Genomic DNA, 13,779 nt, shown 5'->3' on the forward strand with positions numbered 1-13,779 from the left:
CAAACGGCTAGCCGCTCGGCATCAGATGCCGGGCGAAGAAGCGGGCTGCGTCCTCGCCCGCGAACTGCGGGACGCCGGTGTGGCCGCCCATGTTGGCTTGCAATGTCTTCTCGCGCGAGCTGAAGGCGTCGAACAGGGTCAGCGCCTGATGCCGGTCGTTCCACTCGTCGTCCCACTGCAGCAGCATGTGCAGCGGAATCGTGATGCGACGGGCCTCGCCGAACATGGAGCGAGGCACGAAAGTACCGGCGAACAAACCAGCGGCGGCGATGCGGGATTCGACTGCTGCCAATCGGATGCCAATGGCGAGCAACCCGCCCGAGTACCCCGCAGGGCCGCTGATCTCGGGAAGCGAGAGGAGTATGTCGAGAAGGTATCGCCATTCCGGGACTGCGGCTTCGACGAGAGGGAGGACAAGCCGGTCGACGATTTCGTCGACGGGCTCTCCGGCGGAAAGCGCCCGGCGCAGATCCGCACGGGCCTGCTCGGCGTCGGCCCACCGGGGCCGGTCCCCGGAACCGGGAAGCTCGATGGTGGCTGCGGCAAAGCCATCCGCTAAGGAGCGTCGGGCCCGGCTCGCCACCCGCGGATACATCGCCGGCAGTCCGCCGGGGTGACCGACGAGGATCAGCGGCGCCGGTGTGGACTCGGGCGTCCACAGGATGCCGGGGATGTCACCGAGGGTGAAGGTGCGCTCAAGACTGCCGTCATCGAGGCGCATTTCGGAAGTGAAGTGCATGGTCGTGCCTTTCGGGAGAGCTCGTCAAACGGCGCTCCCGGACGACCTATCGCCCGACCGTGTCCCTGAAGAGGAGCACCCACGTCGATACGTTCACGGGTACCACCTCCTTGTCCTGTCGCACGGCCTGCCAACGAACATAGCAGCGGTCACCGTTGGCAGCCAACGATTTTCCGGTGGTCTTCGTGGCATGCTGTCGCAGCTTGGCGCCTTCACCGTCAGTCCGGGCGCGTGACTTGCTGTAGATGCCCTAGCCCTGTCGGCGTAAGGACGACGGCGCGTGGCGTTTTGGCTTTGGTGATCCACCCGCGTTCGAACAGGCAATCCGCGAGCACGGTGCCGTGGGGCCCAGCGAAGTGGTGGGCTTGTTCGGTCCAGTTCACGCAGTATCGCAGTACGGCGGTGGTCTCCAGCAACGGCGTGGGTAAGCCCCAGTCGGCGAGCGCGGCGGCCCCGGATTCGGTGAGGCGATAGAAGCGAAATGCTTCGGCCTTGGAGATCGAAGACGGGTTGATCCAGGCCCACCGCGTGTACTGGGGTTGGCACGGGGTCGAGATCCTGGCGAGCGACGGCTATCACCGATGATCGCGATCCACGGACAGAACCGGCACATTGACGGCTAACCTGATCGGTAGTCGATCCGCGGGGGCGAATAACGTGAATGTGGATATAAAGACCTGGTCGCATTGGCTGATGGGGTACGGGCTCCCCCGCGGGACACTGAAGGTTCTGGCGCGTCGCGGCGACCCGTTCGCCCAGCTGCTCCTTGACGACGACCAGCATGAACGTTCCTATGATCTGATCGAGCAGATTCGCCAACACGGGCGAATGGCACCGGCATTCGGGGGCAACGCCTGGGTCACAGCCGATCTGCAAATTGTTCGAGAGATATTGCGGGACAGTTGTTTCCGTACCGCTAAACCCCAAGATCGCTCGCCGTTCCGGACCGTCCAGCGACTAATCGAGAAGACCAATCCCCGCGTGATCAACCCCGTGGAGCCGCCGTCGCTACTGATGGTCGACGAGCCCGAGCACGCGCGGTTGCGACGCCTCGTATCGCGGGCATTCACCCCGAAAGCGATAGACGGGCTTCGCGTGCGCATCCACGAGGTCGCCGACGGCTTGCTGAATGAACTCGAGGACGGCGGCGACTGCGATTTGGCTACCGCCTACGCTTCGCGCATCCCCATCGAGATCATCGCCGAGATGCTGGGAATTCCACGTGGCGATACGCCTTACCTGTACGAAATGGGTGAATCTGCCTCTAAATTGATCACCACCACAGCGCCGTCTTGGCGCAACTTCCGAACCGCGGTTGCGGGCTTGCGCGAGTTCGAAAATTACCTCGCCACGCATATCGAGCGGCTGCGCGACGGTAGCGCCGGCGACGGCATTCTGTACGCCGTCATCCAAGACACCGAGCTCTCCGACTTCGAGATTCGGACGTTCGCCGGCCTACTCCTCGGCGCCGGATTCCTCACTACTGCACATCAATTCAGCAATGCAGTCGTTGCGCTGGTAAATCACCCGGACCAACTAGCGCGCCTCCAGGCGCACCCCGAAGACTGGCCCAACGCCGTAGAAGAAGCACTGCGCTACGACTCGGTCTCCCAAATCGGAGTCAGAGTAGCCACAGCGGAAGTTCAACTCGGCGGCCACACCGTGCGAGAGGGTATGGCCGTCTTCGTGCTCCTTGCCGGTGCCAACCGCGACCCGGCCGCATTCGATCGGCCCGGCGAATTCGATAGCGCTCGCGCCAATGCCCGCGATCACGTCAGTTTCGGTACCGGTAGCCACGTCTGCCTCGGCGCTCCGCTGGCCCGGATGGAACTGCAGATCGGCCTGCAAGCTCTGTTCGAACGGTTCCCCCGACTGACTCTCGCCGGCACGCCAACCATGAACGACAGCACACTGCTGCGGGGAATAAGTCATCTCCCCGTGTGCCTCGGCCCCTCAAGGGTCAGCCAAGGCTAGTGTCTGAAGTGCGCCGTAATGTCTGTGGTCACAGCTGGTTTCGCCATGTCGGTAGAGTCCGGGCCATGCCGATAGATCGGCGAGCGATGTCGATTCGATCCGAGCCCCGAACGTTGGACTCGGCCGGGAAGCGTCGCGCTGGGACGGCTCGTCGAGAACGTTGACGGCCGGTCAGAGGTCTCCCCGCACTCGCCGCCGCACTCCATTGTGCGACCGAAGAACTCCCGCCCGGCGCCTGCGGCGGACCTAGCTGGCGGGGTCGGTTGACACCCGTCGGCGGTGATGCCGAAGAAGAAGCTGTCGGCGTAGCTGATCATCGCTGTGCCGGTGGGCAGATGAAGAGCGAGATGGCTACCTAGGTCGGGTCGAACGGCAGCGCGTCGTGGACTAACGACCATTAACGTCACCCGGCGCCTTCCCTAGGGTCGAAGCGGAACGGAAAGCAGGTGATCGTCGTGACGCCAATCGCCACCGATGCGGTTTCACCCTCCACTAGTGCCCGGATTGTCACCGTGACGATGAATCCGGCGCTCGATATCACCACCAGCACCGACGTAGTGATGCCGACCGACAAAATGCGTTGCGGCGCTGCGCGTTACGACCCCGGCGGTGGCGGTATCAACGTCGCCCGGGTGGCACAGGTTCTCGGCACCTCGGCAGTGGCCATCTTTCCCGCGGGCGGCGCCAGTGGCGATCTTGTCTCCGCGCTGCTTGGTGCCGCAGGCGTGCCCGTGCGCCGGATTCCGATCGCCGAGCCGACCCGGGAGAGCTTCACGGTGAACGAACGCCTTACCGAACGGCAATACCGGTTCGTGCTGCCCGGACCGGCCCTCAGCGCCGCCGAGCAAGAGGAATGTCTCCGGGAGCTGCGTTCCCTGGCAGCTTCGGCCGACTTTGTGGTCGCCAGCGGCAGTCTGCCGCCCAACGTATCGCCAGATTTCTACAACCGAGTCGCCGGTGTCTGCGCGCAGCTGGGCACCCAGCTGATCCTCGACACCTCTGGCAGCGGTCTGCGCCACCTCACCGGCGACAGGGTTTTCCTGCTCAAGCCCAGTGTCCGTGAGCTCCGCGAATGTGTCCGCCGCGACTTGCCGGACGAGACCCAACGGGTCGCGGCGGCCCGAGAGCTCATCGAGCGTGGGTGTGCACACAATGTCCTGGTATCACTGGGCGTCCAGGGTGCGTTGTTCGTCAATACCGAAGGCGCCCAGCGCTATCCGCCGGTGGCAGTACGGTCGGGTAGTGGTGTCGGTGCCGGCGATGCCATGATCGCCGGGCTCGCCGTCGGGCTGAGCGGCGGGTGGTCACTCACCAAGTCGATTCGGCTGGGTATCGCCACGGGTGCCGCCATGCTGATGACCCCGGGAACCGCGACTTGCACTCGCGCCGACGTCGAGCGACTGTTCGATATTGCTCCCGAACCGATCGCCCTGGCGGACGGTTCCGTGGACCTCTGACCCGCCGACGGAGCCCGTCAGAGCGTGGATGCGACAAGGTCGGTCAAGTCCACCAAGCGGTGGGAGTAGCCCCATTCATTGTCGTACCAGCCGACGACCTTCACCAGGTCACCCGTGACCTTGGTGAGTCCGGCGTCGAAGATGCATGACGAGGGGTCGGTGACGATGTCGGAGGAGACGATGGGATCCTCTGTGTAGGTGAGGAAGCCCTTGAGTTCACCTTCGGCGGCGGCCTTGAACGCGGCATTGACCGCCTCGGCGGTTGCCGGCTCTCGCACGATGACGGTGAGATCGGTGGCTGAACCCGTTGGCACCGGTACCCGCAGCGCGTACCCGTCGAGTCGGCCTTTGAGTTGGGGCAGCACCACGCTGATCGCGCGGGCGGCCCCGGTGGACGTGGGCACCACGTTGATCGCCGCGGCGCGAGCTCGCCGAAGGTCGCGATGCGGACCGTCCTGCAGGTTCTGGTCTGCGGTGTACGCGTGGATGGTGGTCATGAGCCCGCGCTCGATTCCGAACACCTCGTCGAGCACCATCGCCATCGGCGCCAGGCAGTTCGTAGTACACGAGGCGTTGGAGACAACCGTCTGCGTGCCGTCGTAGTCGCGATGGTTGACACCCATCACCACGGTGAGGTCCGCACCCTTCGATGTCGCCGACACCACCACCTTCTTCGCGCCGCCGTGGAGGTGACCGCGCGCCTGCTCGGCGGCAGTGAACCGACCGGTCGATTCGATGACGACATCCACCCCGAGGTCGCCCCACGGCACCGCCGCCGGCCCGTCGGCGATGGACCACGCCTTGATCCGCTGGTCTCCCACCATAAAGTCGTCACCGTCAACCGACACGTCGTGCGGTAACCGTCCGAGGATCGAGTCGTACTTGAGCAAGTGAGCCAGAGTCTTGTTGTCCGTGAGGTCATTCACCGCGACGATCTCAACGTCAGTGGTGCCTGCCGCGCGCTGTACGTCCACCGCACGGAAGAAGTTTCGGCCGACGCGGCCGAAGCCATTCACACCCACTCTGATAGCCATGGGAAATCTCCTCGTAGATCGGTCGTCTGGTGGCGCATTGAGCCGGGCCGGTTAAATACTGGCCACACCAACAGCCAAGTGGCAGAGGACAAGGTCCTCGCTTGCCGTCGTCATCGGATAGTCACGCAGTATTGGCCTGGGCTTCATTGTCGATGGGGCACAACGGTCCTGCCGCCACTGCATTCCTGGCGTCCCGACACAATGGCCAACTGCTGAACGAAAGCACGCTGGTGCGTCACCTATTCGAGTGACCTTCGCCCCTGGCTCGAGGCTGGCCGCTGTGGGAGGTTGACGTTCGTGGCACAGAGTACGGAAGCACGCGCGGCCAGCCAGGTATTCGAGCGATGAACCGTTGGCTGCACGACTTGCGGCCGCGGACAACGTTGGCCGGCAATGACTCTGGTCGCGGGCGACGTTGCGGGACACGCTACGAGAGGACAGGTCATGGGTACATCGAGGTACGTTCGCTTCTTTGAGGAGTTCGGCATTGACGACGTCTCGCTCGTCGGCGGAAAGAACGCGTCACTGGGCGAGATGTTCCAGAAGCTGTCCGGGCAGGGTGTCCGCGTCCCGCACGGCTTCGCCATCACCGCCCACGCCTATCGCTATATGTTGGACAAGGCCGGCGCCTGGGACCGTCTGCATGCCGAGCTCGACGACATCGATCCCGCCGATGTCGCCGCGCTGGCACGGAAAGGCAAGCGCGCCCGTGAGATCGTCTATGGCGCGGGGCTTCCCGACGATCTGGCCGACGAGATTCTGAATGCCTATCGCAAGCTTCAGCAGGAGTATGGCGAGGAGGTGAGTCTCGCCGTCCGGAGCTCGGCGACCGCCGAGGACCTGCCGACGGCGAGCTTCGCCGGCCAACAGGATTCGTATCTCAATATCAAAGGCGAACAGAGTCTGCTCGACACCTGCCGTCGTTGTTTCGCCAGTCTGTTCACCGATCGCGCCATTCATTACCGACTCGACCAGGGCTTCGATCAATTCAAGGTGTCCCTGTCGATCGGCGTGATGAAGATGGTGCGCTCCGATATCGCGTCGTCGGGTGTGATGTTCTCCATTGACACCGAGTCGGGCTTTCGCGACGCCGTCTTGGTGACGGGCGACTACGGTCTTGGCGAAAATGTGGTTCAGGGCGCCGTCGACCCCGACGAGTTCTACGTCCATAAGCCGACCTACCTAGCCGGCCACCGCGCCGTTCTGCGGCGCCGCGTCGGCGACAAGGCCGTGAAAATGATCCTCGTCGAGGGTGAGGCGAAGAGCACTGTACGAAATATCCCGACGCCAAAGTCCGACCGTGCCCGGTTCTGCATCACCGATGAGGACGTCCTGGAACTGGCCGGCTACGCATGCACCATCGAAGCGCACTACGGACGGCCGATGGACATGGAGTGGGCCAAGGACGGTCTAGACGGGAAGCTCTACATCGTCCAGGCCCGCCCCGAGACGGTGACGTCCCAGCACAGCGCGACGACGCTGGAAACCTATGTGCTCGAGGGGCGAGGCGAGGTAATCGCGGAGGGCCGAGCGGTCGGCGACCGGATCGCCTCGGGTGTTACGAAACGGATCCATAACCCCGAGCATCTGTCCGAGTTCAAGCCCGGCCAGGTACTGGTCGCCGACACCACCACGCCCGACTGGGAACCGATCATGAAGACCGCCGCGGCGATCATCACCAACCGCGGCGGTCGCACCTGCCACGCGTCGATCATCGCTCGCGAACTCGGCATCCCCGCCGTGGTGGGCACCCGCGACGGAACCACGTGCGTGCCCGATGGCGAAACCGTCACAGTGTCATGCGCGGACGGCGAATCGGGCCGCGTGTACCGGGGCGAACTCAGCTTCCACGTGGACCGCAGCGAGGTGGGGGATCTGGCACGGCCGCGAACCCAGATCATGATCAACCTCGGGAACCCCGCGCTCGCCTTCAAGACGTCGTTCCTGCCGAACGACGGCGTGGGACTCGCTCGGATGGAGTTCATCATCAGCGAGTACATCCGGGTACATCCGCTGGCTCTGCTGCACCCCGAGAAGGTCGACGACCCCGACGCGCGCAGAACGATCGAACAGCTCACCCAGGGCTATGCCGATGGAAGCGCCTTCTTCGTGGAACGCCTGTCCGAAGGAATCGGCACCATCGCCGCCGCGTTCTGGCCCAAACCCGTCGTGGTGCGCATGTCGGACTTCAAGAGCAACGAATACGCCAGCCTGATCGGCGGAGCCGCGTTCGAGCCGTCCGAAAGCAATCCGATGCTCGGTTTCCGCGGTGCCTCTCGCTATGCGCATCCCGCGTATGCGGAGGGCTTTGCGCTGGAGTGCCGCGCGATGCGCCGCGTGCGCGAACAGATGGGTCTGACGAACGTCATCCTCATGCTTCCGTTCGTGCGCCGGGTGGCCGAAGCGGACCTTGTTCTCCAGACGATGGCGGACCTGGGGCTGCGCCGAGGCGAGAACGGGCTCAAGGTGTATGCGATGTGCGAGATCCCGAACAACGTGATCCTCATCGATGAATTCGCCAAGCGTTTCGACGGATTCTCCATCGGCTCCAACGACCTGACTCAACTCACCTTGGGCGTGGATCGTGACAGCGAGATCGTGGCGTTCGACTACGACGAGCGCGATGAGGGGGTCAAGGAGATGATTCGCCTGGCCGTTGAGGGCTGTCGCCGCAACGGAATTCACTCGGGGCTGTGTGGACAAGCGCCTTCGGACTACCCGGACATGGCCGAGTTCTTGGTCCGGGTCGGTATCGAGTCGATGAGCCTCAACCCCGATTCGGTTATCAAGACCACTCGCCACGTGCTGGAACTGGAACGACAGCTCGTCCGTACTTCATGAAACTGCCGGTCACCATCGACCCGCGTCGCCACGACGCGGTGATCTTCGACGTTGACAGTGCGCTGAGCACCGATCCGAGGTGCCTCGAACCGACCGCGGATCTCGCCCGAGAGTTGCGGGCCAGCGATGTCGCCACGGCGGCCCATTCATCGAATCCACGATGTCAGCACGCTTTGAAGACTGCAGGCGTGGACCATCTGTTCGACATATGCATTGACGGAATCGCCGGCGAATCCGGAACGGCAGTACTTCAGGAAGCCGCGCGTCGGCTCGGGGTCCGGCCGCAACGATGCGTCGTCATCGAGGACACCGCCGCCGGAGTGACCGCGGGCCGCGATGGCGGTTTCGGGGTCGTCATCGGTGTCGACCGGAGCGGACATCCCGATGATCTGCTGCACAGCGGCGCGGACGTCATCGTCGCCGAGGTGGCAGACATCCTCGTTCGTGGTGGGGACAAGCGTGTCTCAGATCTTCCGAATGCGTTGGAGTCATATGGTCAGCTGATCGGGATCACCAGCGTCCGAGAGTCTGTCTTGTTCCTGGACTATGACGGCACGCTGTCCCCCATCGTTTCCGATCCCGCTGCGGCCGTGCTCGTCAACGGCGCGGCCGAGGCATTGGAACTCGTCGCGGCGGCGTGCCCGGTGGCTATCCTGAGCGGACGTGACCTCGCGGATATCCGCAGCCGGGTAGGCATACCGGGCATCTGGTACGCAGGTAGCCACGGGTTCGAGCTGACAGGGCCTGATGGCACCTACCACTGCAACGATGCGGCTGCGGCTTGCGTGCCTGTGCTTGAACGGGCGGCCACCGAGTTGACCCACGGCCTGGCCCGGATTCCGGGAGTTCGCGTCGAGCACAAGCGTTTTGCCGTCGCGGTGCACTACCGCGAGGTCGAACCGCAACACGTCGATGAGATCGTGGCCCTGGCGCACCGACTGGGACAGCGAGACGGACTGCGGGTGACCAGTGGGCGCATGCTCGTCGAGCTGCGGCCCGACATCGACTGGGACAAGGGGACCACGCTGGCCTGGATCCGTGATCGCATCGACCCGACCGGTTCCTTGCTGCCGATCTACATCGGCGATGACCTTACCGACGAAGACGCCTTCGACGCGGTTCACTTCGACGGAATCGGGATCGTCGTCAGGCACGGCGAGGACGGGGACCGCAAGACCGCCGCCCACTTCGTCCTGCAGAGTCCCGATCAGGTGCGCAGCTTCATCCATCGCGGATCGCAGTGGCTGGCCTACAAGCATCACGTTTCGAGCAAGGCGTGGGAGTACACCTTCGACAGGTACGACCCACAGGGCGAGAAGCTTCGCGAGGCGTTATGCACATTGGGAAACGGGTATTTCGCCACCCGAGGTGCCGCACCGGAAACGAAGGCCGGGCAAGCGCACTACCCCGGGACCTATGCCGCCGGGGTGTACAACCGCCTCGTCGACGACGTGTCGGGCACCCAGATCGACAACGAGAGCCTGGTCAATCTGCCCAACTGGCTCGCGCTGACTTTCCGGATCGACGGCGGCGCGTGGTTCGACATCGATGCGGTCGACGTGCTGTCCTACCGGCAGAGCCTCGATCTTCGCGGCGCGGTGCTGACTCGCGAAGCGCGGTTCCGCGACGGCGCGGGCCGGACGAGTTCATTGCGGCAACGAAGATTCGTCGCGATGCACATGCCCCACGTCGGCGCCCTCGAGACGACGGTCTGCGCCGAGGATTGGTCAGGGACCATGGAGATTCGCTCCACCGTGGACGGCGGCGTGACGAACTCGCTTGTCGAGCGCTATCGGGACCTCGCCAACCGACATCTCGACTCAGTCCAGAAGCACGAGATCTCTGCGGATTCGGTGCTGCTCACCGCGCAGACGACCCAATCCCGCATCTCCGTCGCCGTCGCGGCGCGAACCACCGTGTGGCGCGACAGTGAGCCCGTCCCAGCATCGTTCCGGCTCTTCAACGAGGATGCCGAAATCGGTCATGACATCAGCGTTGCGCTGTCGGTTGGCGAATCGGTGACTGTCGAGAAGATCGCTACCGTCTACACAGGGCGCGATGTCGCGACGTCCGAACCCGCTGTCGACGCTCAGCGCTGGATTTCCCGCCTCGGCCGGTTCGACGAGCTGCTGGACGGGCATCGGACCGACTGGGTACATCTGTGGGAACGGCTTTCCATCGAATTCGATGACTTCGGCGACGAATTGCGCGTCCTGCGGTTGCATCTGCTGCATCTGCTGCAGACTGCGTCACCGAACACGGCCGACCTCGACGTCGGGGTGCCGGCCCGCGGACTGCACGGCGAGGCCTATCGCGGCCACATCTTCTGGGACGAACTGTTCGTCTTCCCCGTACTCAACCTGCGGCTACCGACGATCACCCGGTCTCTGCTGCAGTACCGCTACCGGCGTCTCCCGGAAGCACGCCACGCGGCCGCGGCCGCAGGCTATGCGGGTGCGATGTTTCCCTGGCAGTCCGGCAGCGACGGCCGTGAGGAAAGCCAACGGCTACACCTCAATCCGCGTAGCGGCCACTGGAATCCGGATGCCAGCGCTCGCGCCCACCACATCGGTATCGCCGTCGCCTACAACGCGTGGAAGTTCTACCAGGTCACCGGCGACCTTGCCTATCTGATCGACTACGGCGCGGAGCTGCTGGCCGAGGTCGCACGCTTCTTCGTCAGCAGGGCCACCTACGACGACGAGCGCGACCGCTTCAGCATCCGGGGCGTGATCGGGCCCGACGAGTTCCATTCGGGCTATCCCGACGCCCCCTACGACGGCATCGACAACAACGCCTACACGAACGTGATGGCGGTCTGGGCGATCATGCGGGCCATCGAGGCCCTGAACCTGCTACCGCTGCCCAACCGGCTCGACATGATGGAAACGCTCGGATTGAACAGTGCCGAACTGGCGCACTGGGAGGCGGTCAGCCTCCGGATGTACGTCCCGTTCCACGATGGCGTCATCAGTCAGTTCGAGGGTTACGGTGATCTGGCAGAACTGGATTGGGACCGTCTTCGTCGGCAGTACGGCGACATCCAACGCCTGGACCGCATCCTGGAGGCAGAGCAAGACGACGTCAACCGCTACAAGGCTTCCAAGCAGGCCGATGCCCTGATGTTGCTCTACCTGCTGTCGGGGACCGAATTGCGTGAGCTCCTCGACCGGCTCGGCTACCGCTTCACCGCCGATCAGGTGCCGAAGATGGTGGACTACTACCTGGCGCGTACGTCGCACGGCTCGACGCTCAGCAGTGTTGTGCACACCTGGGTGCTCGCCAGGGCCAACCGCGACCGCGCGCTGGAGTTCTTCCAGCAGGCGCTGAGGTCCGACGTCTCGGACATCCAGGGCGGCACCACGTCCGAGGGCATTCACCTGGCGGCGATGGCGGGCACTGTCGACCTCATGCAGCGGTGCTTCACCGGGCTCGAGACCCGGTCAGGCCGGATCATCCTCGACCCGCACTGGCCGGAATCCCTTGGTGTGCTTGCGATACCGATCCACTACCGCGGTCTTCACCTGCACCTGCGAGTCAGCGGCAAAGGCGTCATCATCAGTGTCGATCCTCGTGACGCCGCTGGGGTCGAAGTGGAATGCCACGGTCGTGTCGTCCAGCTGATGCCAGGCACTACCGTCCGGTTCCCGGGTTGATGATGACCGGAAACGATGCGGATCCCACGCCGCTCGCCGACCCTCAACCGATGGGAGACCGTCAAAGAGTGGGCGCTGCTGAACCACGATCTGTCCGTCGACCGCGGCGAGCTGACACCGTCGCTCAAGGTCAAACCGACTCGCTCTACACCTGACCGCCCGATGAGAGATATGCCTTCGCGTCATCCAAATTCCGCTGCGCAGCCTGCGTCAATCCCAGTTCGAGTTCGAATTCGAATCCCCTGATCGCGAGCAGGTGAACCGCTGGCAGGCGGTCGAAACACTGCTGACACGTCGCCATGATCGCGGGGATCGAGATGGCGTGCGACGTGAAGCTGAAGTCCATTCTTGGCACCACGCGCTCCACCGTGAACGATTTGACCGAGGTGTCTTTGGTGGCATCGACGAACAGCACATGTTCCTTGTTGCTGATCAGTTCGGCGTCCTCGAGCAGAAGCTGATACTTCCGCTCCAGGCCTGCGTTTGGGCAGAGGCCTTGCGCCTGAATCCAATCGACGAAGGCCCAGCCCAAACCGTCGTCCTGCCGACCGACATTACCGATCCCGTAAATCAGGCAAGAGTCGTCGTCGAACTCGTCGAGCGTCACGAACGGACGCGCTCGGTGATGACATTTCCCGCCGGATCGTAGACAGTGACGATCAGCGGCATCTGCCCGTAAGCGTGCGTCGCGCAACTCAGGCACGGGTCATACGCGCGGATCCCGACCTCGATGGCGTTCATCATGGCTTCGGTGATCACGCCGCGGCCCCCCAGATAGTCCTCGGCGACCGAGCGCACCGTGCGGTTGATCACCTGATTGTTGTGCGTGGTAGCCACAATCAGATTGGCGAAGGTGATGTCACCTTCTGGACCGGCCCGATAGTGGTGGAGCAGCGTGCCGCGAGGTGCTTCCACAACGCCGACACCCTCACCGGCCCACGCACCGGCCGCGGGGGTAACGACCAAGTCTTGCTGCTGCAGATCGGGATCGCGCAGCAGTTCTTCGATCAGTTCCGCCGCGTGGAGCACTTCGATGGTCCGCGCCCAATTGGTGTGCAAGGTCATGTTGTTCGTGGCGCCGCCGGTGTAAGCATGAAAACGCTCCAGCGCCTCCTGAGCCAGTGGCGTGGAGAGCGACTTCGTGACGTTCATTCGCCCGAGCGGCCCCACCCGAACCGAACCCTCGTCCCTGCCCAGGTCCTTCAGGAACGGGAACTTCATGTACGTCCACTCTTCGACCGCTTCCGAAAAATGGCCGAGGTAGTCGTGGTAGTCGAATTCACGGACGACGTGTTTGTCGTCGTCGACGATGCGTAGCACGCCGTGGTAGTAGTCCACGTTGCCGTCGTCATCGACCAGGGACATGTTGAGGGCGGGAACGTTCGCGAAACCATCCACCTCAGCCCGATTCTTCGCGTGAAAGTCGTAGAAGATGCGCAGCCCGTCCTGGGCGTAATCGATGATGTCGGCTATCGACGGGAGCCCTTCTTCCCCGTTCAACAGGCGGTCGCATTCGGCCCGGCTCAGGTTCTTGTCGACGCCGCCGGGCACGGAGCTGATGCCGTGCATTCTCCTGCCGAAGACCGTCTTGATGACTTCCTGGCCCCATTTGCGCAGCATGATCACTCGTCGCATCAACGCGGGGTCGGCCTCAATGAGGCCGACCATGTTGCGCTGCGCCGGCGCGGCATCCATGCCGAACATCATCTCGGGGACGACCAGGTAGAAATATGCCGTCGCGTGCGATTGCAGCATCTGCGCGTAGTGGCCGAGTCGGCGGATCTTCTCCGCTGTCCGCGTCACGCCGCTTCCCGATTTTGGGCCGACGCCGATCATGTCGTCGAGTACTTTGGCGCCGGCCAGATGGTGACTGACGAAGCAGATTCCGCAGATGCGTTGCATCAGCATCGGCGCCTCCCAGAACGGGTGGCCCTGAATGAACTTCTCGAACCCGCGGAATTCGACGACATGCAGCCTGGCATCGACGACGTTGTCGTCGTCATCGAGGTGCACTGTGACCTTGCCGTGGCCCTCGATTCGGGTAACGGGATCGATGATCAGCTTTCTGCTCACGCGCA

The 13,779-nt window shown here is 63.7% G+C and carries 8 protein-coding genes; 4 read left to right on the top strand and 4 right to left on the bottom strand.

Features of this window, described 5'->3' with window-relative positions; translation table 11 throughout:
* Nucleotides 1–7: 7 nt before the first annotated feature.
* A complete protein-coding gene (locus ACX12F_RS14525) occupies nt 8–739 on the bottom strand; it encodes a dienelactone hydrolase family protein (protein WP_459370197.1) in 732 nt (243 codons plus the stop codon).
* Between the two features lie 612 nt (nt 740–1,351).
* Between ACX12F_RS14525 and ACX12F_RS14530 the strand changes: the two genes are divergently transcribed.
* On the top strand, nt 1,352–2,713 hold the full coding sequence (locus ACX12F_RS14530; RefSeq protein WP_459370198.1) for a cytochrome P450: 1,362 nt from the start codon (nt 1,352–1,354) through the stop codon (nt 2,711–2,713).
* A gap of 518 nt (nt 2,714–3,231) precedes the next feature.
* Nucleotides 3,232–4,170 (top strand): 1-phosphofructokinase family hexose kinase, encoded by a 939-nt coding sequence (locus ACX12F_RS14535; RefSeq protein ID WP_459370352.1) that lies wholly within the window; start codon nt 3,232–3,234, stop codon nt 4,168–4,170.
* Between the two features lie 17 nt (nt 4,171–4,187).
* On the opposite strand, the gene gap is transcribed toward ACX12F_RS14535, so the two are convergent.
* Complete coding sequence (gap, locus tag ACX12F_RS14540; RefSeq protein ID WP_459370199.1) at nt 4,188–5,204, bottom strand: type I glyceraldehyde-3-phosphate dehydrogenase; 1,017 nt, start codon at nt 5,202–5,204, stop codon at nt 4,188–4,190.
* Between the two features lie 444 nt (nt 5,205–5,648).
* Between gap and ppsA the strand changes: the two genes are divergently transcribed.
* Nucleotides 5,649–8,045: a phosphoenolpyruvate synthase gene (ppsA, locus tag ACX12F_RS14545; RefSeq protein WP_459370200.1), complete on the top strand. Its 2,397-nt coding sequence runs from the start codon at nt 5,649–5,651 to the stop codon at nt 8,043–8,045.
* A complete protein-coding gene (gene otsB, locus ACX12F_RS14550) occupies nt 8,042–11,701 on the top strand; it encodes a trehalose-phosphatase (protein WP_459370201.1) in 3,660 nt (1,219 codons plus the stop codon). The genes ppsA and otsB overlap by 4 nt, the downstream gene beginning before the upstream one ends.
* Nucleotides 11,702–11,846: 145 nt before the next feature.
* Here the strand turns inward: otsB and ACX12F_RS14555 are convergent, their stop codons facing one another.
* Nucleotides 11,847–12,308 (bottom strand): hydrogenase maturation protease, encoded by a 462-nt coding sequence (locus ACX12F_RS14555; RefSeq protein WP_459370202.1) that lies wholly within the window; start codon nt 12,306–12,308, stop codon nt 11,847–11,849.
* Nucleotides 12,305–13,774, bottom strand: coding sequence for a Ni/Fe hydrogenase subunit alpha (locus tag ACX12F_RS14560; protein WP_459370203.1), 1,470 nt, complete (start codon nt 13,772–13,774; stop codon nt 12,305–12,307). The genes ACX12F_RS14555 and ACX12F_RS14560 overlap by 4 nt, the downstream gene beginning before the upstream one ends.
* Between the last annotated feature and the right edge of the window lie 5 nt (nt 13,775–13,779).

This window comes from Mycolicibacterium sp. HS_4_1 (assembly GCF_054515875.1).